This window comes from Pseudomonas sp. stari2 (genome assembly GCF_040760005.1).
GTDB lineage: Bacteria > Pseudomonadota > Gammaproteobacteria > Pseudomonadales > Pseudomonadaceae > Aquipseudomonas.
The window spans coordinates 604,574-628,778 of the sequence record NZ_CP099760.1; the positions used below are offsets into that span (position 1 = coordinate 604,574).

The 24,205-nt window shown below is 61.7% G+C and carries 20 protein-coding genes; all 20 read left to right on the forward strand.

Annotation, left to right across the window (positions count from 1 at the left end):
- The first annotated feature begins 16 nt into the window (after positions 1–16).
- The 20 genes from hutC (at position 17) to NH234_RS02810 (ending at position 24,161) form a co-directional block, all read left to right on the forward strand.
- On the forward strand, positions 17–727 hold the full coding sequence (hutC, locus tag NH234_RS02715; protein ID WP_162803449.1) for a histidine utilization repressor: 711 nt from the start codon (positions 17–19) through the stop codon (positions 725–727).
- Positions 724–1,293, forward strand: a complete 570-nt coding sequence (locus NH234_RS02720; protein ID WP_085733264.1) for a HutD family protein — start codon at positions 724–726, stop codon at positions 1,291–1,293. The genes hutC and NH234_RS02720 overlap by 4 nt, the downstream gene beginning before the upstream one ends.
- Positions 1,294–1,714: 421 nt before the next feature.
- Entirely contained in the window at positions 1,715–3,397 is a 1,683-nt protein-coding gene (gene hutU, locus NH234_RS02725; RefSeq protein ID WP_367255582.1) for a urocanate hydratase, read from the forward strand.
- A gap of 78 nt (positions 3,398–3,475) precedes the next feature.
- Positions 3,476–4,948, forward strand: a complete 1,473-nt coding sequence (locus NH234_RS02730; protein ID WP_367255583.1) for a cytosine permease — start codon at positions 3,476–3,478, stop codon at positions 4,946–4,948.
- A 71-nt stretch (positions 4,949–5,019) separates the two neighbouring features.
- Positions 5,020–5,988, forward strand: a complete 969-nt coding sequence (locus NH234_RS02735) for an ABC transporter substrate-binding protein (protein WP_085732540.1) — start codon at positions 5,020–5,022, stop codon at positions 5,986–5,988.
- A gap of 70 nt (positions 5,989–6,058) precedes the next feature.
- The gene (locus tag NH234_RS02740) at positions 6,059–6,910 is read left to right on the forward strand and encodes a proline/glycine betaine ABC transporter permease (protein ID WP_085711027.1); all 852 of its coding nucleotides are present in this window, start codon (positions 6,059–6,061) and stop codon (positions 6,908–6,910) included.
- On the forward strand, positions 6,907–7,737 hold the full coding sequence (locus NH234_RS02745) for a glycine betaine/L-proline ABC transporter ATP-binding protein (protein WP_085732541.1): 831 nt from the start codon (positions 6,907–6,909) through the stop codon (positions 7,735–7,737). The genes NH234_RS02740 and NH234_RS02745 overlap by 4 nt, the downstream gene beginning before the upstream one ends.
- 77 nt (positions 7,738–7,814) lie before the next feature.
- Positions 7,815–9,338, forward strand: a complete 1,524-nt coding sequence (hutH, locus tag NH234_RS02750) for a histidine ammonia-lyase (protein ID WP_367255584.1) — start codon at positions 7,815–7,817, stop codon at positions 9,336–9,338.
- Positions 9,339–9,455: 117 nt separating this feature from the next.
- Complete coding sequence (gene hutH / locus NH234_RS02755) at positions 9,456–10,988, forward strand: histidine ammonia-lyase (RefSeq protein WP_367255585.1); 1,533 nt, start codon at positions 9,456–9,458, stop codon at positions 10,986–10,988.
- Positions 10,989–11,063: 75 nt separating this feature from the next.
- Entirely contained in the window at positions 11,064–12,269 is a 1,206-nt protein-coding gene (gene hutI / locus NH234_RS02760) for an imidazolonepropionase (protein ID WP_305833281.1), read from the forward strand.
- Between the two features lie 10 nt (positions 12,270–12,279).
- Positions 12,280–13,080: an N-formylglutamate deformylase gene (gene hutG, locus NH234_RS02765; protein WP_367255586.1), complete on the forward strand. Its 801-nt coding sequence runs from the start codon at positions 12,280–12,282 to the stop codon at positions 13,078–13,080.
- 191 nt (positions 13,081–13,271) lie between these two features.
- Complete coding sequence (locus NH234_RS02770; RefSeq protein WP_085732546.1) at positions 13,272–14,219, forward strand: choline ABC transporter substrate-binding protein; 948 nt, start codon at positions 13,272–13,274, stop codon at positions 14,217–14,219.
- The gene (locus NH234_RS02775; protein WP_367255587.1) at positions 14,219–15,124 is read left to right on the forward strand and encodes an alpha/beta hydrolase; all 906 of its coding nucleotides are present in this window, start codon (positions 14,219–14,221) and stop codon (positions 15,122–15,124) included. The genes NH234_RS02770 and NH234_RS02775 overlap by 1 nt, the downstream gene beginning before the upstream one ends.
- A gap of 104 nt (positions 15,125–15,228) precedes the next feature.
- Positions 15,229–16,200, forward strand: a complete 972-nt coding sequence (gene pip, locus NH234_RS02780) for a prolyl aminopeptidase (protein WP_007952436.1) — start codon at positions 15,229–15,231, stop codon at positions 16,198–16,200.
- Positions 16,197–16,634, forward strand: a complete 438-nt coding sequence (gene dtd, locus NH234_RS02785; protein ID WP_065260939.1) for a D-aminoacyl-tRNA deacylase — start codon at positions 16,197–16,199, stop codon at positions 16,632–16,634. The genes pip and dtd overlap by 4 nt, the downstream gene beginning before the upstream one ends.
- A 321-nt stretch (positions 16,635–16,955) precedes the next feature.
- Positions 16,956–18,770: a glucan biosynthesis protein G gene (locus NH234_RS02790; protein ID WP_085732791.1), complete on the forward strand. Its 1,815-nt coding sequence runs from the start codon at positions 16,956–16,958 to the stop codon at positions 18,768–18,770.
- Positions 18,763–21,333, forward strand: coding sequence for a glucans biosynthesis glucosyltransferase MdoH (gene mdoH / locus NH234_RS02795; protein WP_085732548.1), 2,571 nt, complete (start codon positions 18,763–18,765; stop codon positions 21,331–21,333). The genes NH234_RS02790 and mdoH overlap by 8 nt, the downstream gene beginning before the upstream one ends.
- 207 nt (positions 21,334–21,540) lie before the next feature.
- The gene (locus tag NH234_RS02800) at positions 21,541–22,338 is read left to right on the forward strand and encodes a transporter substrate-binding domain-containing protein (protein WP_065260936.1); all 798 of its coding nucleotides are present in this window, start codon (positions 21,541–21,543) and stop codon (positions 22,336–22,338) included.
- 136 nt (positions 22,339–22,474) lie between these two features.
- Complete coding sequence (locus NH234_RS02805) at positions 22,475–23,434, forward strand: amino acid ABC transporter permease (protein WP_367255588.1); 960 nt, start codon at positions 22,475–22,477, stop codon at positions 23,432–23,434.
- Positions 23,427–24,161 carry an amino acid ABC transporter ATP-binding protein gene (locus NH234_RS02810; RefSeq protein ID WP_085732550.1) on the forward strand — a complete coding sequence of 245 codons (735 nt, stop codon included), beginning with the start codon at positions 23,427–23,429 and terminating at the stop codon, positions 24,159–24,161. The genes NH234_RS02805 and NH234_RS02810 overlap by 8 nt, the downstream gene beginning before the upstream one ends.
- Positions 24,162–24,205 lie beyond the last annotated feature (44 nt).

Genomic DNA, 24,205 nt, shown 5'->3' on the forward strand with positions numbered 1-24,205 from the left:
TCCGTTGGCCGCGAACATGGGCGACAGTCCGGCGCCCTTGTACGCCCGCGTCAAACAGATGATCACCCAGCAGATAGACAGTGGTAACTGGCCGCCGCATTACCGCGTGCCGTCGGAAAGCGAGCTGGTCAGCCAATTGGGCTTCAGCCGCATGACCATCAACCGCGCGCTGCGCGAGATGACCGCCGACGGTTTGCTGGTGCGCATGCAAGGTGTCGGCACGTTCGTCGCCGAACCGAAGAGCCAGTCCGCGCTGTTCGAGGTGCACAACATCGCCGATGAAATCGCCTCCCGTGGCCATCGCCACACCTGCCAGGTGATTACCCTGGAAGAAGAGGCCGCCGGTTCCGAGCGCGCCCTGGCCCTGGACATGCGCGAAGGGCAGAAGGTATTCCATTCGCTGATCGTGCATTACGAAAACGATATTCCGGTGCAAATTGAAGACCGCTTCGTCAACGCGCTGGTCGCTCCGGAATACCTCAAGCAGGACTTCACCCTGCAGACGCCTTACGCCTATCTCAACCAGGTCGCGCCGCTGACCGAAGGCGAACATGTGGTCGAAGCGATCCTCGCCGAGCCGTCCGAATGCAAATTGCTGCAGATCGAAAAAGGCGAGCCGTGCCTGCTGATCCGTCGCCGCACCTGGTCGGGCCGTCAGCCGGTGACGGCGGCGCGCCTGATCCACCCCGGTTCCCGTCATCGTCTGGAAGGTCGGTTCCATAAATGAAAGAGTTGAAGGTTTTACGCGCCGAAGGCTACCCGCGCATGCCGTGGAAAAACGGCGGCGGCAGCACCGAGGAAATCACCCGTGACGCCGGTGCCGGCCTCGACGGTTTCGGCTGGCGCCTGTCGATTGCCGATATCGCCGAATCCGGTGGCTTCTCGACGTTCTCCGGTTATCAACGGGTGATCACGGTGTTGCAGGGCGACGGCATGACCTTGTGTGTCGACGGTGACGACACTCGGCCGCTGTTACCCCTCGACCCGTTTGCCTTCAGCGGTGAAAGCCAGGTGTCCTGTACCTTGCTCGGAGGGGCGATTCGCGACTTCAACCTGATCTATGCGCCGCAGCGATACAGCGCGCGTTTGCAATGGCTGGATGGCGAGCAGCGGTTTTTCAGCTCCGCCGGCACCGTTCTCGTCTTCAGTGTCAGCGAGTTGCTGCAAGTGCAGGTCGATGACAGTGCTACGCAACTTGGCCGACATGACTGCCTGCAACTGGACGGTAACACCGGTCTGGTGGAAATCACCGTCAACGCGGGCTGCTGTGTGATCGAACTGACTGCACGCTGATCCGAACCTTGAAAAGCCGCCGCTTTGGACAGCGCCTGTAAGGGCTGTTAAAAGCGGCGGCTTTTTTCATCCCGACGTTCCCGAACGCGCACCAACTTGTTACCGAACGCCCCAGCGTGGCGCAAAACCACGTTACTGAAACAGCCTTCCGCGTCTTCTAACCAACCCCGCGAAAAAAATCATACACGCCACAACCCTTGATTCAGGCGTCCTCCAGCTGTGCCCTGCATTTTTGTTGAACAGCCCTCCAACAAGTTGGCCGCCCGATTGCATATGCTTGTATGTACAAGTAAAGACGTATGCGTATGAGTCGTTAGAGATTCTCCGCAGCGTCCCTGATTCGCTTGTCGCGCATTGAAGCGCACAAGCCGCTTGCCCATCGCCAGGGTTGGTTTGAATTGATCGCTGAGGAGTCTTTTTCGTGACTGACGCAAAAACTACTAAATTCCGTGACGTCGAAATCCGCGCCGCCCGCGGCAACAAGCTGACCGCCAAGAGCTGGCTGACCGAAGCGCCGCTGCGCATGCTGATGAACAACCTCGACCCGGAAGTGGCCGAGAACCCGAAAGAACTGGTGGTTTACGGTGGCATCGGTCGCGCCGCGCGTAACTGGGAGTGCTACGACAAGATCGTCGAAAGCCTGACCAATCTGAATGATGACGAGACCCTGCTGGTGCAATCCGGCAAGCCGGTCGGCGTGTTCAAGACCCACAGCAACGCCCCGCGTGTGCTGATCGCCAACTCCAACCTGGTGCCGCACTGGGCGACCTGGGAACACTTCAACGAACTCGACGCGAAAGGTCTGGCGATGTACGGCCAGATGACCGCCGGCAGCTGGATCTACATCGGCAGCCAGGGCATCGTGCAGGGCACCTACGAAACCTTCGTTGAAGCCGGTCGCCAGCATTACGACTCCAACCTCAAGGGCCGCTGGGTTCTGACCGCCGGCCTCGGTGGCATGGGCGGCGCCCAGCCTCTGGCTGCCACATTGGCCGGTGCTTGCTCGCTGAACATTGAATGCCAGCAGGTGAGCATCGATTTCCGCCTGAAAAGCCGTTACGTCGACGAACAGGCCAAAGACCTCGACGACGCCCTGGCGCGCATCGAGAAGTACACCAAAGAAGGCAAGGCGATCTCCATCGCCCTGCTGGGCAACGCCGCCGAAATCCTTCCGGAACTGGTCCGTCGCGGCGTGCGCCCGGACATGGTCACCGACCAGACCAGCGCCCACGACCCGCTCAACGGTTACCTGCCGGCCGGCTGGACCTGGGAGCAATACCGCGCCCGCGCCAAGACCGAACCGGCCGCTGTGATCAAGGCCGCCAAGCAATCGATGGCTGTTCACGTCAAAGCCATGCTGGACTTCCAGAAACAAGGCATCCCGACCTTCGACTACGGCAACAACATCCGCCAGATGGCGCAGGAAGAGGGGGTGGAAAACGCCTTCGACTTCCCGGGTTTCGTGCCGGCCTACATCCGTCCGCTGTTCTGCCGTGGCATCGGCCCGTTCCGTTGGGCGGCGCTGTCGGGTGATCCACAGGACATCTACAAGACCGACGCCAAGGTCAAGGAACTGATCCCGGACGACGCCCACCTGCACAACTGGCTGGACATGGCCCGCGAGCGCATCAGCTTCCAGGGTCTGCCGGCGCGGATCTGCTGGGTCGGCCTGGGCCAGCGCGCCAAGCTCGGTCTGGCGTTCAACGAAATGGTCCGTCGCGGCGAACTGTCGGCGCCGATCGTGATCGGTCGCGACCACCTCGACTCCGGCTCGGTCTCCAGCCCGAACCGCGAAACCGAATCGATGCAGGACGGCTCCGATGCCGTGTCCGACTGGCCACTGCTCAACGCCCTGCTCAACACCGCCAGCGGCGCGACCTGGGTCTCGCTGCACCACGGCGGCGGCGTCGGCATGGGCTTCTCCCAGCACTCGGGCATGGTGATCGTCTGCGACGGTACTGATGACGCGGCCGAGCGTATCGCTCGCGTGCTGCACAACGACCCGGGCACTGGCGTGATGCGCCACGCCGATGCCGGTTACCAGATCGCCATCGACTGTGCCAAGGAGCAAGGGCTGAACCTGCCGATGATCACCGGCAAATAAAAAACGGCGGGAGCGAGCACGCTCGCTCCCGCTCAAGCCAATACAACAAAACCCAGAACAATCCACAGAGGTTGAATCATGGCTGGCAACACCGATCGTGCAAGCAACAAACCGTTGATCGAAAGGCGTTCGATCGACTACATCCCGGAAGCGGAAAGACACGGTCGTCTATTCAGTCAGTTCACCCTGTGGATGGGTGCCAACCTGCAAATCACCGCGATTGTCACCGGGGCCCTGGCCGTGGTGCTGGGCGGTGATGTGTTCTGGTCGCTGATCGGTCTGTTGATCGGTCAACTGCTGGGCGGCGGCGTCATGGCGCTGCACGCGGCGCAAGGGCCGAAGCTGGGCCTGCCGCAGATGATCTCCAGCCGTGTGCAGTTCGGGGTGTATGGTGCAGCGATTCCGATCGTGCTGGTGTGCCTGATGTACCTCGGCTTCACCGCGACCGGCACCGTGCTGTCGGGTCAGGCGCTGGGCCAGTTGTTCGGGGTCAGCGACACCGTCGGTATCCTGCTTTTCGCCAGCGTCATCGTCGTGGTCACGGTGCTCGGCTATCGGGTGATCCACTGGATCGGCCGTATCGCCAGTGCCATTGGCGTGATTGCGTTCGTGTACCTGTTCAGCCGTCTGATAAGTCAGGTGGACGTCGGCGCACTTCTGCAAATTCGTCACTTCAGCTGGAGCAGCTTCCTGCTGGCGGTGTCGCTGGCAGCGTCCTGGCAGATAGCCTTCGGCCCGTACGTGGCGGACTATTCGCGTTACCTGCCGAGCAAGGTTTCCTCGGTGAAAACCTTCTTTGCTGCCGGCGCCGGCTCGGTGATCGGCGCGCAGGTGGCGATGATCCTCGGCGTGTTCGCGGCGGCTTCGGCCAACGGCCAGTTCGCCGGTCATGAAGTGGCCTACATCGTCGGTCTGGGCGGCACCGGTGCCACCGCGGCGCTGCTGTATTTCAGCATCGCGTTCGGCAAGGTGACCATCTCCACCCTGAACTCCTACGGCAGCTTCATGTGCATCGCAACCATCATCAGCGGCTTCCGTGGCCACCTGACGGTCAGCCGGATGCAGCGCCTGGTGTTCGTGCTGGTGATCGTCGGTGCCGCGACCCTGATCGCCTTGCTCGGCCAGCACTCGTTCCTCGGGGCGTTCAAGTCGTTCATCCTGTTCCTGCTGGCGTTCTTCACGCCGTGGAGCGCGATCAACCTTGTGGACTACTACTGCATCACCCGTGAGCACTACGACGTCCCGGCGCTGGCCGATCCGAACGGTCGATACGGTCGCTGGAACCTCCTCGGGATCAGCGTCTATGTGTTCGGTGTGCTGGTGCAGCTGCCGTTCATTTCCACCAAGTTCTACACCGGTCCGCTGGTGGCCGCGCTGGGTGATGTGGATATCTCGTGGATCATCGGTCTGGTGTTGCCCGCCGCGCTTTACTACGTGTGCGCAAAGAAATGGCACGGCAGCGTGCCCGATCAACTGATTCTGCCGGTTGAGCAGAACAGCGTTGTACAACCTGAAGCAAGCGGGGCCGGTCGCGCTGCGGCGCAGGCCTGATTTGGACGTGGACAGGGCTGGATGCCTCTTGAACTGCCGTAAGCCAATTCATGATTAGGAGCGTCACAACAATGAAATCGAACAAGACCCTGCTGACCACATTGCTGTCCATGGGCCTGCTGGCCAGTGCCGGCGCCACCCAGGCCGCCGGTTGGTGCGAATCCGGCAAACCGGTGAAATTTGCCGGCCTGAACTGGGAAAGCGCGATGTTGCTGACCGACGTGCTGCAGGTCGTGCTGGAGAAAGGTTACGACTGCAAGACCGACAGCCTGCCAGGCAACTCCATCACCATGGAAAACGCCCTGAGCAGTAACGATATTCAAGTGTTCGCCGAAGAGTGGGTCGGCCGCAGCGAGGTCTGGAACAAGGCCGAGAAGGCCGGCAAGGTCGTCGGTGTCGGCGCGCCTGTCGTCGGTGCTGTGGAAGGTTGGTACGTGCCGCGCTATGTGATTGAAGGCGATGCCAAACGCAAGATCGAAGCCAAGGCGCCGGACCTGAAAAACATCGCTGATCTGGGCAAATACTCGGCAATCTTCAAGGACGCCGAAGAGCCGTCCAAGGGCCGCTTCTACAACTGCCCGGCCGGCTGGACCTGCGAGCTGGACAACAGCGAAATGCTGAAAAGCTACGGCCTGGAGAACAGCTACACCAACTTCCGTCCGGGCACCGGCCCGGCGCTGGATGCGGCGGTGCTGTCGAGCTACAAGCGCGGCGAGCCGATCCTGTTCTACTACTGGTCGCCAACCCCGCTGATGGGTCAGATCGACGCGGTCAAACTGGAAGAGAAACCGGGCGTCGACAAGCGCGTGACCATCAAGGTCGGCCTGTCCAAGACCTTCCACGAGGAAGCCCCGGAGCTGGTGGCCGTGCTGGAAAAGGTCAACCTGCCGATCGACCTGCTGAACCAGAACCTGGGTCGCATGACCAAGGAGCGGATCGAGTCGCCGAAGCTGGCGAAAATCTTCCTCAAGGAACATCCTGAAGTCTGGCACGCATGGGTGAGCGACGACGCAGCCAAGAAAATCGACGCGGCCTTGTAGGTCGAGCTTCACCGGCTGCCGGCAACGGCAGTCGGACGCTTGATCGCAACCCCTTGATTGAGAGTCTCTTATGTTTCCCGAACGCTTTACGTTTTCCATCGCCGACTGGGTCAACGGTTGGGTCGATGCACTGGTCACCAACTACGGTGACGTGTTCCGCCATATCTCCGACACCCTGCTGTGGGCCATCGTCAACCTTGAAGGCCTGCTGCGCGCCGCACCGTGGTGGCTGATGCTGGCCATTGTCGCGGGCGTTGCCTGGCACGCCACGCGCAAGGTCGTGACCACCGCCGTGATCGTTGGTCTGCTGTTCCTGGTCGGCGCCGTTGGCCTGTGGGACAAGCTCATGCAGACGCTGGCGCTGATGATGGTCGCCACGGTCATCTCGGTGCTGATCGGTGTGCCGCTGGGGATCCTCTCGGCCCGCAGCAACCGCCTGCGTTCGTTCCTGATGCCGCTGCTCGACATCATGCAGACCATGCCCAGCTTCGTGTACCTGATTCCGGTGCTGATGCTGTTCGGCCTGGGCAAGGTGCCGGCGATTTTCGCCACTGTGATTTACGCCGCGCCACCGCTGATCCGCCTGACCGATCTGGGTATCCGTCAGGTCGACGGTGAAGTGATGGAAGCCATCAACGCTTTCGGCGCCAACCGCTGGCAGCAACTGTTCGGCGTGCAACTGCCGCTGGCCCTGCCGAGCATCATGGCGGGGATCAACCAGACCACCATGATGGCCCTGTCGATGGTGGTGATCGCCTCGATGATCGGTGCCCGTGGCCTGGGTGAAGATGTGCTGGTGGGCATCCAGACCCTCAACGTCGGACGCGGCCTTGAAGCCGGTCTGGCGATCGTGATTCTCGCAGTGGTCATCGACCGCATTACCCAGGCGTATGGTCGGCCACGGCATGAGGTGAGCAAATGAGCAACGCAACCGTGAGCAAGATCGAAGTCAAAAACGTCTTCAAGATTTTCGGCAATCGTTCCAAGGACGCGCTGGCCATGGTCGGCCAGGGCAAGACCAAGGAGCAGGTGCTGAACGAGACCGGTTGCGTGGTCGGGGTCAACGACCTGTCCCTGAGCATCGGCACCGGGGAGATCTTCGTGATCATGGGCCTGTCCGGTTCCGGCAAATCGACGCTGGTGCGCCACTTCAACCGCCTGATCGACCCGACCAGCGGCGCGATCCTGGTGGACGGCGTGGACATCCTGCAATACGACATGGAAGCCCTGCGCGAATTTCGCCGGCACAAGATCAGCATGGTGTTCCAGAGCTTCGGCCTGCTGCCCCACAAGACCGTGCTCGACAACGTCGCCTATGGCCTGAAAGTGCGCGGTGAGAGCAAGCAACTGTGCGCCGAGCGCGCGCTGCACTGGATCAACACCGTGGGCCTCAAGGGCTACGAAAACAAATACCCGCACCAGCTCTCCGGCGGCATGCGCCAGCGTGTCGGCCTGGCCCGCGCGCTGGCGGCGGACACCGACATCATCCTGATGGACGAAGCGTTCAGCGCCCTCGACCCGCTGATCCGCGCCGAGATGCAGGATCAGTTGCTGGAGCTGCAAAAGACCCTGCACAAGACCATCGTCTTCATCACCCACGACCTCGACGAGGCCGTGCGCATCGGCAACCGCATCGCGATCCTCAAGGACGGCCGCCTGATTCAGGTCGGTACGCCGAAAGAGATCCTGCATTCGCCGGCGGACGAGTATGTCGACCGCTTCGTGCAGCGGCGGGCGGCAGTGGTTTGAGGTTCGTTCCCACGTCGAGACGTCGAACCGTCTGCGTGGGAATGCATTTCGTGACGATCAGGTTAAAGAGGTTTTAGATGTCCCAGGCTGAAAAAATCGTTATCGCCGACGCTCCGATGCGTTGGCAGGATGTGGTCGCGGTAGCCCGTCACGGCGCGCAACTCGAGCTGTCGGCCCACACCTGGGCGCGCATCGAAAATGCTCAGGGCATCGTCCGGCGCATCGTCGCCAGCGGCGAGCGCGCCTATGGCGTCAACACCGGACTGGGAGGTCTGTCCAACGTCTCGCTGCAGGGCGAACAGCTCAGCCAGTTGTCGCGCAACACCTTGCTCAGCCACGCCTGCGGCGTCGGTCCGGTGCTGGCCGACGAGCAGACCCGCGCCATCATGTGCGCCGCAATCCGCAACTACAGCCACGGAAAATCCGGGATTCATCGGCAAGTGGTCGAAGCACTGCTGGCGCTGCTCAATCGCGGCATCACCCCGCAAGTGCCGTCCCAGGGTTCGGTGGGTTACCTGACACACATGGCGCACATCGGTATCGCGCTGCTGGGTGTGGGCAATGTCAGCTATCGCGGGCAAGTGATTTCCGCGCAGCAGGCGCTGGCCGAAGAAGGCCTGCAACCGGTGCAACTCGGGGCGAAGGACGGTTTGTGCCTGGTCAACGGCACGCCGTGCATGACCGGTCTCGGTTGCCTGGCGATTGCCGATGCCATGCGTCTGGTGCAATGGGCTGACGTGGTCGGTGCCATGAGCTTCGAGGCCCAGCGCGGTCAGATCGCCGCGTTCGATGCCGAAATCATCGCGCTCAAACCGCACCCGGGCATGCAACAGGTCGGCGTCAATCTGCGGGCGCTGCTCGATGGCAGTGAAGTGATTGCGTCGAGCAAAGGCATTCGCACTCAGGATGCGCTGAGCATCCGCTCGATCCCGCAGGTGCATGGCGCCGCGCGCGATCAACTGCAACACGCGATCAAACAGATCGAAACCGAACTCAACGGCTGCACCGACAACCCGTTGCTGCTGGGTACACCGGACGAGTTCCGGGTCATGTCCCAGGCCAACCCGCACGGACAGTCGGTGGCGCTGGCAGCGGATCTGCTGGCGATTGCCATGGCCGAAATCGGCTCGATTGCCGAGCGGCGTCTGGACCGTTTGATCAACCCGCATGTCAGCGGTCTGCCGGCCTTTCTGGTGGCCAATCCGGGGGTGAACTCCGGGATGATGATCGTGCAATACGTCGCCGCGTCGCTGTGCGCGGAAAACCGCCAGTTGGCGCAACCGGCGGTGCTGGACAACTACGTCACTTCCGGTCTGCAGGAAGACCACCTGAGCATGGGCACCAACGCCGCGCTGAAGCTGCATCGAGCACTGGAAAACTGCACGCAGATCCTCGCCATCGAGTACTTGCTGGCGGCTCAGGCGTTTGAATTTCTCAAGGAACAGCGCTTCGGCGCGGGCACCGATACCGCCTGGCGACTGTTGCGCGAAAAGGTCCCGGCCTACGATCAGGACCGCTGGCTGGCGCCGGATATCGCCGCTGCCGCGAGCGTGTTGAAAGATTCGGAATTGCTGCACCACGTACTGCCGAATTTGCACTGACAATTACCCATGCCAGCGTACCAAGGCGTGGATCGTCCAAAAGACGAGAAGCGACGGATAACGGAATGCTCCGGAGCGACTGGTAGTTCATAACAAACTCTCAAAAGGAGCATTTAAATGACTGCGCTGAACCTGATCCCCGGCCAACTGAGCCTGGCCCAACTGCGTGACGTCTATCAGCATCCGGTCAAACTGACCCTCGATTACAGCGCTGCTGCACAGATCGAAGCCAGCGTCGCCTGCGTCGAGCAGATTCTCGCCGAGAACCGCACCGCCTACGGCATCAACACCGGTTTCGGCCTGCTGGCCTCGACCCGCATCGCCAGCGAAGACCTGGAAAACCTCCAGCGTTCGCTGGTGCTGTCCCACGCTGCCGGAGTCGGCCAGCCGATCAGCGATGAGCTGGTGCGCCTGATCATGGTGCTCAAGGTCAACAGCCTGAGCCGTGGTTTCTCCGGCATCCGTCGCGTGGTGATCGATGCGCTGATCGCCCTGATCAACGCCGAGGTTTACCCACACATTCCGTTGAAAGGTTCGGTCGGTGCATCCGGCGACCTCGCGCCATTGGCGCACATGTCGCTGGTGCTGCTGGGCGAGGGCAAGGCGCGCTACAAGGGCGAGTGGATGGAAGCGACCGAGGCGCTGAAGGTCGCCGGTCTGACGCCGCTGACGCTGGCTGCGAAAGAAGGTCTGGCGCTGCTCAATGGCACGCAAGTCTCCACCGCATTCGCCCTGCGCGGTCTGTTCGAAGGTGAAGACTTGTTTGCCGGCGCGCTGGCTCTGGGTGGTCTTACAGTTGAAGCAGTATTGGGTTCGCGCTCGCCATTCGACGCGCGTATCCACGCCGCCCGTGGCCAGAAAGGCCAGATCGACACCGCCGCTGCCTACCGCGATCTGCTCGGCGAGCGCAGCGAAGTCTCCGACTCGCACCAGAACTGCGAAAAGGTTCAGGACCCGTACTCGCTACGTTGCCAGCCGCAAGTCATGGGCGCGTGCCTGACCCAGTTCCGTCAGGCCGCTGAGGTGCTGGTCATCGAAGCCAACGCCGTCTCCGACAACCCATTGGTATTCGCCGCCGAAGGCGACGTGATTTCCGGCGGCAACTTCCACGCCGAACCAGTCGCCATGGCCGCTGACAACATGGCCCTGGCCATCGCCGAAATCGGCTCCCTGAGCGAGCGTCGCATCTCGCTGATGATGGACAAGCACATGTCGCAACTGCCGCCGTTCCTGGTGGCCAATGGCGGGGTGAACTCCGGTTTCATGATCGCTCAGGTGACGGCAGCGGCCCTCGCCAGCGAGAACAAGGCACTGGCTCATCCGCACTCGGTGGACAGCCTGCCGACTTCCGCCAACCAGGAAGACCACGTGTCGATGGCCCCGGCTGCCGGCAAGCGTCTGTGGGAAATGGCCGAGAACACTCGCGGCATTCTTGCGGTGGAATGGCTGGCGGCGGTGCAGGGGCTGGACCTGCGCAACGGCCTGAAGACCTCGACCAAACTGGAAAAGGCCCGGGGCATTTTGCGTCGCGAAGTGCCGTTCTACGAGAAGGACCGCTTCTTCGCGCCGGACATCAATGCGGCGAGCGAGCTGTTGGCTTCGCGCATTCTGACTGAACTGGTTCCGGCGAAACTGCTGCCGAGCCTTTAACCCTATCCACTGATCGTTCCCACGCAGACGGTTCGACGCCTCGACGTGGGAACGATCGCAAGACGAGGACCTGGGATGAAAACCCTCTGGCAACACTGCCACGTCGCAACCATGGCGCAAGGCGTCTACTCGATCATCGAGGATGCGGCCATCGTGACGTCCGGTGCACACATTGAGTGGATCGGCCCGCGCACTCAATTGCCGTCCGGCGAATACCCGGCGGTCAACGATCTGCAAGGCGCGTGGGTCACCCCCGGCCTGATCGACTGCCACACTCACACCGTGTTCGGCGGTAACCGCAGCGGTGAGTTCGAGAAACGCCTGCAAGGCGTCAGCTACGCCGAGATCGCCGCAGCCGGTGGCGGCATCGCCAGCACCGTGCGCGCCACCCGCGAAGCCTCGGAAGACGAGCTGTTCGCCAGCGCCGCCAAACGCCTGAAAAGCCTGATGCGCGATGGCGTGACCACGGTCGAAATGAAGTCCGGCTACGGCCTCGATCTGGCCAGCGAACGCAAGATCCTGCGGGTCATCCGTCGCCTCGCCGCCGAGCTGCCGATCAGCGTGCGCAGCACCTGTCTGGCCGCCCATGCGTTGCCGCCGGAATACAAGGACCGCGCTGACGATTACATCGATCACATCTGCGCCGAGATGCTGCCCGCGCTGGCTGCGGAAGGACTGGTGGATGCGGTGGATGCCTTCTGTGAATACCTGGCGTTCTCCCCGGAGCAGGTCGAGCGGGTGTTCATCACCGCGCAAAAACTCGGTTTGCCGGTGAAGCTGCACGCCGAGCAATTGTCGTCGTTGCACGGCTCCAGTCTGGCCGCGCGCTATCACGCGTTGTCCGCCGACCATCTGGAGTTCATGGATGAAGACGACGCCATTGCCATGGCCAGGTCCGATACTGTCGCGGTGTTGTTGCCGGGCGCGTTCTACTTCCTGCGTGAAACCCAGTTGCCGCCGATGGAAGCCTTGCGCAAGCACAAGGTGAAAATCGCCATCGCCAGCGACCTCAACCCCGGCACTTCGCCGGCGCTGTCGTTGCGCCTGATGCTGAACATGGCCTGCACCTGCTTCCGCATGACCCCGGAAGAAGCCCTGGCTGGCGCCACGATTCATGCGGCGCAAGCCCTGGGCATGGCCGATACCCACGGTTCGTTGGAAGTCGGCAAGGTCGCGGATTTCGTCGCCTGGCAGATCGACCGGCCGGCGGACCTGGCGTACTGGCTGGGCGGTGAACTGGACAAACGCGTCGTGCGTCACGGCGTTGAATCAAGTCTGTAGGAGAGTGGTTGTGGATAAGGTTCTGAACTTCAAACAAGGTCGCGTGCCGTTGCTGATCAGCATGCCTCACGCCGGTGTACGCCTGACGCCTGCGGTCGAGGCCGGGTTGATCCCGGACGCGAAAAGCCTGCCAGACACCGACTGGCACATTCCTCAGCTCTACGACTTTGCGGCCGAACTGGGCGCCAGCACCCTGGCGGCCGAGTACTCGCGGTTCGTCATTGATCTGAACCGGCCGTCCGACGACAAGCCGTTGTATGCCGGCGCCACCACCGGGCTGTACCCGGCGACGCTGTTCGATGGCATTCCGTTGTTCAAGGAAGGCAAGGAACCGTCGAAAGAAGAACGCGCGACCTATCTGGAGCAGATCTGGACGCCGTACCACCGCACCCTGCAGGAAGAACTGGCGCGGCTGAAGGCCGAGTTCGGTTACGCACTGTTGTTCGATGCGCACTCGATCCGTTCGGTGATCCCGCACCTGTTCGACGGCAAGCTGCCGGACTTCAATCTCGGCACCTTCAACGGCGCCAGTTGCGATCCTCAACTGGCCACGCAACTGGAAGCGATCTGCGCCCGCTACGGCGATTACAGCCATGTGCTGAACGGACGCTTCAAGGGCGGCCACATCACCCGTCACTACGGCAACCCGGCCGAAAACATCCACGCCGTGCAACTGGAGCTGGGCCAGTGCACCTACATGGAAGAGTTCGAACCGTTCCGCTACCGCGCCGATCTGGCGGAGCCGACGCGGGTGGTGTTGAAAGAGCTGCTGCAAGGGCTGCTGGCCTGGGGCAAAAACCACTACGACTGAGTCAGCTGTGATCGTTCCCACGCTCTGCGTGGGAACGAGCTGCATCGGGGGCGCAGCCAAACAGTCGCCACCGTGCAAATCCCGGTCGCCACAGGTCGCTTTTCCGTTTCGCCTGCTGCGTAATGTTTCGGCCACGGTGCAAGAAGACACCGATCCGAACAATAAACCGCTGCCGCACGAGACGATCCCACATGAAAAAACTGTTCACTCGTTGTGCGTTAATCCTCACCGGCAGTGCGCTGCTCAGCGCCGGCGCCATGGCTTCCGACGATGCTTCCTGCAAAACCGTGCGCATGGGCGTGGTCAACTGGACCGACGTGATCGCCACCAGCGGCATGGCCGATGTGCTGCTCAATGGCCTCGGTTATGAAAGCAAGCAGACCAGCGCCGTGCAGCAAATCATCTTCGCCGGCATCCGCGACAAGCGCCTCGATATCTTCCTCGGCTACTGGAAACCGGCGATGGACAAGAACATCGCGCCGTTCCTCGCTGCCAATCAAGTCAAAGTGATGGACAAGCCAAGCCTGGCCGATGCCCAGGCAACCCTGGCAGTGCCGGACTACGTCGCAGCGGCAGGGCTGAAAACCTTTGGCGACATCGCGAAATTCAAGGATCAGCTCGGCGGCAAGATCTACGGCATCGAACCCGGCAGCGGCGCCAACACCACGATCAAGACCATGATTGAAACCAACCATTTCGGTCTGAAGGATTTCAAGATCATCGAATCCGGTGAGGCCGGAATGCTCGCCGCCGTGCAACGGGCGGTGAACCGCAAGGAATTCGTGGTGTTCGTCGGCTGGACGCCGCATCCGATGAACATCAACATGAAAATTACCTACCTGACCGGCAGCGAAGACGTCTACGGCCCGAACGAAGGTGCTGCCACCGTATCGACCGTCACTTCGCCGGATTACGCCGAGCGCTGCCCGAACGTCCATCGACTGCTGGAGAACCTGACCTTCACCGCCGCTCAGGAAAGTCAGTTGATGGTACCGATCATGGAGCGCAAGACACCGCAGGAAGTGGCGAAGAACTGGCTGCGCGAGCATCCGGAAGATTTGCAGCGCTGGCTGGCGGGTGTCAGCAGTTTTGATGGCAAGGACGGCGTGGCCACGGTTCAGGCCAGCCTGAAAAACTGATGAGCACTTATCCACTTTCTCCGGCGATGGCGGCGTTTGTCGCCAGAACCGAACGCTTCGCCAGTGATGACAGCAGCTTGGCCGGGTTGCGCCGGGGCTATGACGAGATGTGCCGGGCGTTCACCCCGCCGCGGCCGGCAGGGCTTGAGGTGGAAGACTTTCGGTTGGGGGCGGTGCCGGTTCGCGCCTATCGCCCACCCGTGGTGTCACCGCCCTGCGTGGTGTATCTGCACGGTGGCGGTTGGGTAGTCGGCGGACTGGATTCCCACGACTTCATCTGCTGCGAACTGGCCATGATGCTGGGGGCGATGGTGGTGGCGGTGGATTACCGGCTGGCGCCGGAGCATCCGTTTCCCGCCGGGTTCGACGACTGCCTGAGTGTCTGGCGTGCCCTGCGCAGCGGATCGTTCGGCTTCGAGCCCGAGCGGATGCTGGTGGCCGGCGACAGTGCCGGCGGCAATCTCGCCGCTGCGTTGTGTCTGGCTCTGCGCGATGCCGGCGAGCCGTTGCCCAGTGCCCAAGTGCTGATCTATCCCGGACTGGGCGGTGACGAGCATCTGCCGTCACGCAGCGAATGCGCCGATGCGCCGTTACTCTCCAGCAGCGACGTGGATTGTTATCACGCGTTGTACCTGCGCGGCACGCCAAAACCGAATGCCTGGGCCATGCCGCTGCTCGCCGATGACTTCAGCGGATTGCCCCCGGCCTGGATCGCTGTGGCGCAGTTCGATCCGTTGCGCGACGACGGTGTGCGCTACGCCGAACGACTGTCTGCCGCCGGGGGCGAGGCCACGCTGTATTACGGCGAAGGGCTGGTGCACGGCTGCCTGCGGGCGCGGCATCAGGTCGCCGAAGTCGATCGCCTCTACGAAAACCTGCTGGGGTTCATGGCTGACAAAATGTGACAGCGTGCGGGCATGCTCATTGACGTAAATCGGGTTTATGATGCCGGACGGCAGAATAATAGAAGTCCCCCCAGGGATGACCTCGACCCCTTACGGAGCGCGCAATGCAGACTTTGTTTCCGCAGATCAAACCTCACGCACGGCACGATCTGGCCGTCGACGACACCCATACGCTGTACGTCGACGAAAGCGGTTCACCGGAAGGTTTGCCGGTGGTGTTCATTCACGGTGGTCCCGGTGCCGGGTGCGATGCTCAGAGCCGTCGCTACTTCGATCCGAACCTGTATCGCATCGTCACCTTCGACCAGCGTGGCTGCGGACGCTCCACCCCCCACGCCAGCCTGGAAAACAACACCACCTGGGATCTGGTCGAAGACCTCGAGCGCATTCGCAAACACCTGGGCATCGATAAATGGGTGCTGTTCGGCGGCTCCTGGGGTTCGACCCTGGCGCTGGCTTACGCGCAGACCCACCCGGAGCGCGTCCATGGTCTGATCCTGCGTGGGATCTTTCTCTGCCGCCCGCAGGAAATCGAATGGTTCTACCAGGCCGGTGCCAGCCGTCTGTTCCCCGATTACTGGCAGGACTACCTCGCGCCGATCCCGCTGGATGAGCGCGACGACCTGCTCAGCGCTTTCCACAAACGCCTGACCGGCAACGATCAGATCGCCCAGATGCATGCCGCCAAGGCCTGGTCGACCTGGGAAGGACGCACCGCGACCCTGCGCCCGAACCCGCTGGTGGTCGACCGTTTCTCCGAGCCGCAGCGTGCCTTGTCGATTGCGCGGATCGAGTGCCACTACTTCACCAATAACGCCTTCCTCGAACCGAACCAGCTGATTCGTGACATGGGCAAGATTGCTCATTTGCCGGGCGTGATCATCCACGGTCGCTACGACGTGATCTGCCCGCTCGACAACGCGTGGGAGCTGCATCAGGCCTGGCCGAACAGCGAGCTGCAGGTGATCCGCGATGCGGGCCACGCCGCCTCCGAACCGGGTATCACCGACGCGCTGGTACGCGCCGCCAGCAAAATGGCCCGGCGCCTGCTCGATCTGCCGCCCGAAGAAGCATGAAGGGGCTTTTGCAGCGCGTGAAAGGCGCGCGGGTCGAAGTGGCGGGGGAGGTGGTCGGCAGCGTCGATCAGGGTTTGCTGGTGCTGGTGGCGGTCGAACCCGACGACACGCAGGCCAGCGCCGACAAACTTCTGCATAAGCTGCTTAACTATCGAGTATTCAGTGACGCCGAGGGCAAGATGAATCTGTCTTTGGCGGATGTGGGCGGCGGGCTGCTGCTGGTCTCTCAGTTCACCCTGGCTGCCGACACCAAAAGCGGGCTGCGTCCGAGTTTCTCGACCGCCGCCCCTCCGGCGCTGGGCGAGGAATTGTTCGACTATCTATTAAGCAAAGCGAAACAGATGCATGGCACTGTGGCATCAGGTAGATTCGGCGCGGATATGCAGGTGCACCTGGTCAACGATGGCCCGGTAACCTTCCTGTTACAGACATGAAAGCGCTTGAAACAAGTTTTTAAGGGCTTTTCGACTGAAAACAGGGAATTTTCGCGATAAATACTTTGTTACCCCTGATGCGTTGTCACGCGGGCTACTAGATAATCGCGCGCTACGGGGATCAGCGTTCGTTGGTCCATTTTGACTTAGGTAGAGACTTGTCCGGATCCGATTGGGGAATCATTTTGCCCCAGCGGAGTCGGAACAATGCTCGCCAACTTGGCAAGGGTGCCCTGCAAGGCCGGTATTTTTGTACCGAAAACCTCACAGGCACTTCATCTGGCCGTTGGTTTATTGATCTGTTTTCGGCGAGGGTTGCTCGTGATTGTTAGTCCCTGTAATGCAGCAAAATTGTCTGCCAAACGCTTGCGCAGCGCTCTGGTAGCGGGCTCGGCAGTGCTCTGCCTGCTCAGCGCCGGCCAGCTTTGGGCATTCAATCTTGACGATGTGTCGGCCAAGGCCAAAGAGCTGGCCGGGCAGAAATTCGAAGCCCCGCGCAGCAACCTGCCGAACGAATTCCGTGACATGAAATTCGCGGACTACCAGAAGATTCGTTTCCGCACCGAAAAAGCCGAATGGGCCGACCAGAAGAACCCGTTCAAGCTGTCCTTCTATCATCAGGGCATGCACTTCGATACGCCGGTGAAAATCAACGAAATCACTGCGAACACCGTCGAAGAGATCAAGTACGATCCGAGCCGTTTCGATTTCGGCGATCTGCAGTTCGATCCAAAGGCCACCGAACAACTGGGCTATGCCGGTTTCCGTGTGCTGTACCCGATCAACAAGGCTGACAAGCAAGACGAAATCATGACCATGCTGGGCGCGAGCTACTTCCGTGTCGTCGGCAAGGGGCACACCTACGGTTTGTCGGCCCGTGGCCTGGCGATCGATACCGCTCTGCCGTCCGGCGAAGAATTCCCGCGTTTTCGCGAGTTCTGGATTCAGCAGCCGAAGCCGGGTGACAAGCACCTGGTGATCTTCGCCCTGCTTGATTCGCCGCGCGCCACCGGCGCCTACCGTCTGATCCTGCGTCCGGGCAGCGACACCATCGTCGACGTCAAAGGCCAGATGTACCTGCGTGACAAAGTTGGCAAGCTCGGCGTCGCGCCGCTGACCAGCATGTTCCTGTTCGGTGCCAACCAGCCGTCGAAAGTGCTCAACTACCGCCGCGAACTGCACGACTCCAGCGGTCTGTCGATCCATGCCGGCAATGGCGAGTGGATCTGGCGTCCTCTGAACAACCCTAAACATCTGGCCGTGAGCCAGTTCAGCGTCGAAAACCCGCGTGGTTTCGGTCTGCTGCAACGTGGCCGTGACTTCAGCCACTACGAAGACCTCGACGACCGCTACGACAAGCGTCCAAGCGCCTGGATCGAGCCGAAGGGTGACTGGGGTAAAGGCACCGTCGATCTGGTCGAGATCCCGACCGCCGACGAAACCAACGACAACATCGTTGCGTTCTGGAACCCGGAAAAACTGCCGGAGCCAGGCCAGCCGCTGGACTTCGCGTACCGCATGCACTGGACCATGGACGAAGCGGCGATTCACGCGCCGGACAGCGCCTGGGTCAAGCAGACTCTGCGTTCGACCGGTGACGTCAAGCAGTCGAACCTGATCCGTCAGCCGGATGGCAGCGTGGCCTATCTGGTCGATTTCGAAGGCCCGTCCCTGGCGGCCCTGGCCCCGGATGCGGACGTGCGCAGCCAGGTCAGCGTCGGCGACAACGCCGAACTGGTCGAGAACAGCGTGCGCTACAACCCTGAAACCAAGGGCTGGCGCCTGACCCTGCGGATGAAGATCAAGGACGCGAGCAAGTCGACCGAGATGCGTGCCGCACTGGTGCAGAACATCGTTCCGGCCGATCTGGCCAAGACCTCGCTGCCGGCCTCCAACTCCTCGGTTGCCAAGGCCGACAAGGTCGCCGCCAAGCAACAGGAGAAAGCCGACAAGGAAGCCAAGGCCGCCGAAGCCAAACAGGCCGACGCCAAGCCAGCGACAGACGCCAAGGACAAGGCCAACAAAGACGCCAAGCAGCCAGCCGCTGCGGACGCGGCCCCAGCCACACCGGAATCGGCCTCGACTGAAGAAGTCCTGACCGAGACCTGGAGCTATCAGTTGCCTGCCGATGAGTAACTCTCAAGTACAGCCAGAGACTCTGTCCGAGTATCTGGCACATCTGCCGATGACCGACGAGCAGCGCGCGGAACTCGCGGGCTGCCAGTCCTTCAGCGAATTGCATCAACGCCTGTCGTCCTCGACGTTCGACGCGCCGACCGAAGCCGCCCAGGCTTCGGTGGGCAAGCGCCTGACCCTGAGCACTGCCGAAGAGCTGGAAGACGCGGAAATGCTGGTGCTCGACGCCAGCGGCCGGGTCAGCCTCAAGGCCACGCCGCCGATCCGTCGGACCAAAGTCGTGCCGGAGCCTTGGCGCACCAACATTCTGGTGCGTGGCTGGCGTCGGCTGACCGGCCGGACCAATCCGCCGCAGCCGCCGAAAGACCAGAACGTGCTGCCGGCCGCCCGCTGGCGCACCGTCGGTTCGATCCGTCGCTACATCCTGCTGATCCTGATGCTCGGCCAGACCATCGTCGCCGGCTGGTACATGAAAGGCATCATGCCGTACCAGGGCTGGTCGTTCGTCGATCTGGAAGAAGTCCTGCATCAACCGCTGCTGCAGACCGCCACGCAAGTGCTGCCGTATGCGCTGCAGACCAGCATCCTGATCATGTTCGGGATTCTGTTCTGCTGGGTGTCAGCGGGTTTCTGGACCGCGCTGATGGGCTTCCTCGAGTTGCTCACCGGTCACGATAAATACCGGATCTCCGGTAAAAGCGCTGGCAACGAGCCGATCCCGAAAGATGCGCGCACCGCGCTGGTGATGCCGATCTGCAACGAAGACGTGCCTCGGGTGTTCGCCGGTCTGCGCGCGACCTTCGAGTCGGTCGCGGCGACCGGTGATCTGGACCGTTTCGACTTCTTCGTCCTCAGTGACAGTAACGACACCGATATCTGCGTTGCCGAGCAGCAGGCCTGGCTGGATGTCTGCCGTGAAGCCAAGGGCTTCGGCAAGATCTTCTATCGCCGCCGTCGCCGTCGCGTCAAACGCAAGAGCGGCAACCTCGACGACTTCTGCCGTCGCTGGGGTGGTGACTACAAGTACATGGTCGTGCTCGACGCCGACTCGGTGATGAGCGGCGAGTGCCTGACCAGTCTGGTGCGCCTGATGGAGGCGACTCCGGACGCCGGTATCATCCAGACCGCGCCGCGCGCTTCGGGCATGGACACGCTGTATGCACGCATGCAGCAGTTCGCCACTCGCGTTTACGGCCCGCTGTTCACCGCCGGCCTGCACTTCTGGCAGTTGGGTGAATCCCACTACTGGGGTCACAACGCGATCATCCGCATGAAACCGTTCATCGACCACTGCGCCTTGGCGCCGTTGCCGGGCAAGGGTGCGTTCTCTGGTGCGATCCTCTCTCACGACTTCGTTGAAGCCGCGCTGATGCGCCGTGCCGGCTGGGGCGTGTGGATTGCCTACGACCTGCCGGGCAGTTACGAAGAACTGCCGCCGAACCTGCTCGACGAGCTCAAGCGTGACCGTCGCTGGTGCCACGGCAACCTGATGAACTTCCGCCTGTTCCTGGTAAAAGGCATGCACCCGGTGCACCGTGCGGTGTTCCTGACTGGCGTGATGTCTTACCTGTCGGCGCCGTTGTGGTTCTTCTTCCTGGTACTGTCTACCGCGCTGCTGGCGGTGAACACCCTGATGGAGCCGCAGTACTTCCTCGAACCGCGCCAGCTCTATCCGCTGTGGCCACAATGGCACCCGGACAAGGCGATCGCGCTGTTCTCGACGACCATCGTGCTGCTGTTCCTGCCGAAACTGTTGAGCATCATCCTGATCTGGGCCAAGGGCGCGAAAGAGTTCGGCGGCAAGTTCAAGGTGACCCTGTCGATGCTGCTGGAGATGCTGTTCTCCATGCTGCTGGCGCCGGTGCGAATGATTTTCCACACCCGTTTCGTCCTCGCCGCGTTCCTCGGCTGGGCCGCGACCTGGAACTCGCCGCAGCGTGATGACGACTCCACGCCATGGAGTGAAGCGGTCAAGCGTCACGGTCCGCAGACCCTGCTGGGCTTCTTCTGGGCGCTGCTGGTGATCTGGCTGAACCCGAGCTTCCTGTGGTGGCTGGTGCCGATCGTCGGCTCATTGATGCTGTCGATTCCGGTGTCGGTGATTTCCAGCCGTGTGGGCCTGGGCCTCAAATCCCGCGACGAGAGCCTGTTCCTCATCCCCGAGGAATACAATCCGCCACAGGCACTGCTGGCCACCGATCAGTACACCCACGAAAACCGCTGGCACGCGCTGAACGACGGCTTCATCCGCGCCGTGGTCGATCCGCAGCAGAACGCCCTGGCGTGCTCACTGGCGACCTCGCGTCACGGTGAGGCCGAGCCGATCGAATGGCTGCGTCAGGAACGTGTGCGTCACGCGATCAAGGTCGGCCCGGCCGGGCTGAATAACCATGATCGCCTGCAACTGCTGAGCGACCCGGTCGCCCTGGCCCGCCTGCACGAGCAGGTGTGGGCCGAAGGTCACGCCGAGTGGCTGGACGCCTGGCGGGCCTCGGTGAAAGCCGATCCCCATGCGCCGCTGCTGCCGCTCAAGCCTGTGAGCTTGCAGGCGCAACCGGCCTGATGAAGAACCCCGCGAAAGCGGGGTTTTTTTTGTTCTCGATAAAGAAGCCCCTCAGCCCGGCCCTTGATTGTTAAACAAATCGTCCATTAAACCTTGTGCAAAAAATCGAGTGCGTTAGCATCCGTCCCCGAATTGGCGCACCCGGACAATCTTGTCCACCTCTGTCGGTTTTCGCGCCGCAAACGCAATGGTTTTGGGGACTTGAAGATGAAGAAGTATCTGTCGATGCTGCTGGTCGGCGTCACGGCACTGGTTGCAGTCAATGCGGCGCAGGCCGGCGCAATCGATGATGCGGTCAAGCGCGGCACATTGAAAGTCGGCATGGACCCGACCTACATGCCATTCGAGATGACCAACAAGCGCGGCGAGATCATCGGTTTCGAAGTCGACATCCTCAAAGCCATGTCCAAGGCCATGGGCGTCAAGCTGGAACTGGTTTCGACCGGTTACGACGGCATCATCCCGGCGCTGATGACCGACAAGTTCGACATGATCGGCAGCGGCATGACACTGACCCAGGAACGCAACCTGCGCCTGAACTTCAGCGAACCGTTCATCGTGGTCGGCCAGACCCTACTGATCCGCAAGGAGCTGGAAGGCACCATCAAGTCCTATAAAGACCTGAACACCGCCGACTACCGCATCACCTCCAAGCTCGGCACCACCGGTGAAATGGTCGCCAAGAAGCTGATCGCCAAGGCCAAGTACCACGGCTACGACAACGAGCAGGAAGCCGTGCTCGACGTGGTCAACGGCAAGGCTGACGCTTTCATCTACGACGCGCCGTACAACGTGGTCGCGGTGAACAAGGTCGGCGCCGGCAAGCTGGTGTTCCTCGACAAGCCGTTCACCTACGAGCCGCTGGCCTTCGGTCTGAAGAAGGGTGACTACGACAGCCTCAACTTCATCAACAACTTCCTGCACCAGATCCACGAAGACGGCACCTACGATCGCATCCATGACAAGTGGTTCAAGAGCACCGAGTGGCTCAAGGACATGGAATAAGCGCTGGTCGGACTGACCGCGTCGCGCCCATCGCCAGCAGGCGGGCTTCCACATTGGAATGCGTTTCCCTGTGGGAGCGAGCCTGCTCGCGATAGCGGCTTCCCCGGCGACACAACTTTCGGATTTCGCTAAACCCATGAAACAGAAAAAAGCCCAATGGCCCTGGCACGCGCTGACCGTGCTGGTGCTGGTCGGCCTGGCTGGCGCGCTGTATTACGCCACGTCGCTGATGTCCTACGAATGGCGCTGGAACCGCGTGCCGCAGTACTTCGCCTATCAGGCCGAGGAAACCCAGCGCGCCACCGACATTTCCACCGTCAGCGAACTGGTGCGCAAGGGCGGCAGCGCGCAGGTCACCCTGCGTAACGATGCCGGTGACGAGCAGCACCTGACCGTCGATGAAAACAGCCTGCAATTCGCTCAGGGCGATGATGTGGCCGAAGGTGACGTCGTGGGTGTAACCCGGCATTGGGCGGCGGGGCCGCTGCTGTGGGGCCTGTGGACGACGCTTTGGCTGTCGGTGGTGTCCGGCGTGCTGGGTCTGTTGATCGGTCTGGCGACCGGGCTGTGCCGCTTGTCGAGCAACCCGACCCTGCGCGACCTGTCGACGATCTATGTCGAACTGGTGCGCGGCACGCCGCTGCTGGTGCAGATCTTCATTTTCTACTTCTTCATCGGCACGGTGATGAACCTGTCCCGGGAGTTCGCCGGGATCGCCGCGCTGTCGCTGTTCACCGGCGCCTACGTGGCAGAAATCATCCGTTCCGGCGTGCAGTCGATTGCCCGTGGCCAGAACGAAGCGGCGCGTTCGCTGGGTCTGAGTGCTGGACAGTCGATGCGCCATGTGGTGTTGCCGCAGGCGTTCAAACGCGTGCTGCCGCCGCTGGCCGGGCAGTTCATCAGTCTGGTGAAAGACACCTCGCTGGTGTCGGTGATTGCGATTACCGAGCTGCTGAAAAGCGGCCGTGAAGTCATCACCACCTCGTTTTCGCCGTTCGAAATCCTGTTCTGCGTGGCCGGCCTGTACCTGTTGATCAACCTGCCGCTGTCGAAAATCGCCAGCCGGCTTGAGCGGAGGCTCGCGCAAAGTGATTGAAGTCCGCGATCTGGTAAAAGTCTTCGACACCCGGGGTCAGGTGGTGCGTGCGGTGGATCGCGTCAGCACCAACGTGGCCAAGGGCGAAGTGCTGGTGGTGCTCGGTCCGTCCGGTTCCGGCAAGTCGACCTTCCTGCGTTGCCTCAATGGTCTGGAGGAATTCGATTCCGGTTCGGTGAGCATCGACGGTCTGCAACTGGCCGACCCGAAAACCGACGTCAACGCCTACCGCCGCGAAGTCGGCATGGTGTTCCAGCATTTCAATCTGTTCCCGCACATGACCGTGCTGGAAAACCTCTGTCTGGCGCAGAAAGTCGTGCGCAAGCGCGGCCAGAAGGAAAGCGAGGCCAAGGCCCTGGCGTTGCTGGAAAAGGTCGGCATCGCCCAGAAGGCCCGCGAATACCCTTCGCGTCTGTCCGGCGGTCAGCAACAGCGCGTGGCGATTGCCCGGGCTCTGGCGATGGACCCGAAGGTCATGCTGTTCGACGAGCCGACCTCGGCCCTCGACCCGGAAATGGTCGGTGAAGTGCTGGACGTGATGAAAAACCTGGCCGTGGAAGGCATGACCATGGTCTGCGTGACCCACGAAATGGGCTTTGCCCGGGAAGTGGCGGATCGGGTGTTGTTCTTCGATCACGGCAAACTGCTGGAAGACGCCTCGCCGGCGGCGTTCTTCGATGCACCGAAGGATCCGCGAGCCCAGGCGTTTTTGCGGCAAGTCCTCTAAACGCAGGACAAAAAAAATCGCAGCCAATGGCTGCGATTTTTTTG

What these genes read in the sequence shown, in the direction of transcription:
- hutC (WP_162803449.1), top strand. Translation starts at nt 17, where the DNA reads ATGGGCGACAGTCCGGCGCCCTTGTACGCCCGCGTCAAACAGATGATC.
- NH234_RS02720 (WP_085733264.1), top strand. Translation starts at nt 724, where the DNA reads ATGAAAGAGTTGAAGGTTTTACGCGCCGAAGGCTACCCGCGCATGCCG.
- NH234_RS02730 (WP_367255583.1), top strand. Translation starts at nt 3,476, where the DNA reads ATGGCTGGCAACACCGATCGTGCAAGCAACAAACCGTTGATCGAAAGG.
- NH234_RS02735 (WP_085732540.1), top strand. Translation starts at nt 5,020, where the DNA reads ATGAAATCGAACAAGACCCTGCTGACCACATTGCTGTCCATGGGCCTG.
- NH234_RS02740 (WP_085711027.1), top strand. Translation starts at nt 6,059, where the DNA reads ATGTTTCCCGAACGCTTTACGTTTTCCATCGCCGACTGGGTCAACGGT.
- NH234_RS02745 (WP_085732541.1), top strand. Translation starts at nt 6,907, where the DNA reads ATGAGCAACGCAACCGTGAGCAAGATCGAAGTCAAAAACGTCTTCAAG.
- hutH (WP_367255584.1), top strand. Translation starts at nt 7,815, where the DNA reads ATGTCCCAGGCTGAAAAAATCGTTATCGCCGACGCTCCGATGCGTTGG.
- hutH (WP_367255585.1), top strand. Translation starts at nt 9,456, where the DNA reads ATGACTGCGCTGAACCTGATCCCCGGCCAACTGAGCCTGGCCCAACTG.
- hutI (WP_305833281.1), top strand. Translation starts at nt 11,064, where the DNA reads ATGAAAACCCTCTGGCAACACTGCCACGTCGCAACCATGGCGCAAGGC.
- NH234_RS02770 (WP_085732546.1), top strand. Translation starts at nt 13,272, where the DNA reads ATGAAAAAACTGTTCACTCGTTGTGCGTTAATCCTCACCGGCAGTGCG.
- NH234_RS02775 (WP_367255587.1), top strand. Translation starts at nt 14,219, where the DNA reads ATGAGCACTTATCCACTTTCTCCGGCGATGGCGGCGTTTGTCGCCAGA.
- pip (WP_007952436.1), top strand. Translation starts at nt 15,229, where the DNA reads ATGCAGACTTTGTTTCCGCAGATCAAACCTCACGCACGGCACGATCTG.
- dtd (WP_065260939.1), top strand. Translation starts at nt 16,197, where the DNA reads ATGAAGGGGCTTTTGCAGCGCGTGAAAGGCGCGCGGGTCGAAGTGGCG.
- mdoH (WP_085732548.1), top strand. Translation starts at nt 18,763, where the DNA reads ATGAGTAACTCTCAAGTACAGCCAGAGACTCTGTCCGAGTATCTGGCA.
- NH234_RS02800 (WP_065260936.1), top strand. Translation starts at nt 21,541, where the DNA reads ATGAAGAAGTATCTGTCGATGCTGCTGGTCGGCGTCACGGCACTGGTT.
- NH234_RS02805 (WP_367255588.1), top strand. Translation starts at nt 22,475, where the DNA reads ATGAAACAGAAAAAAGCCCAATGGCCCTGGCACGCGCTGACCGTGCTG.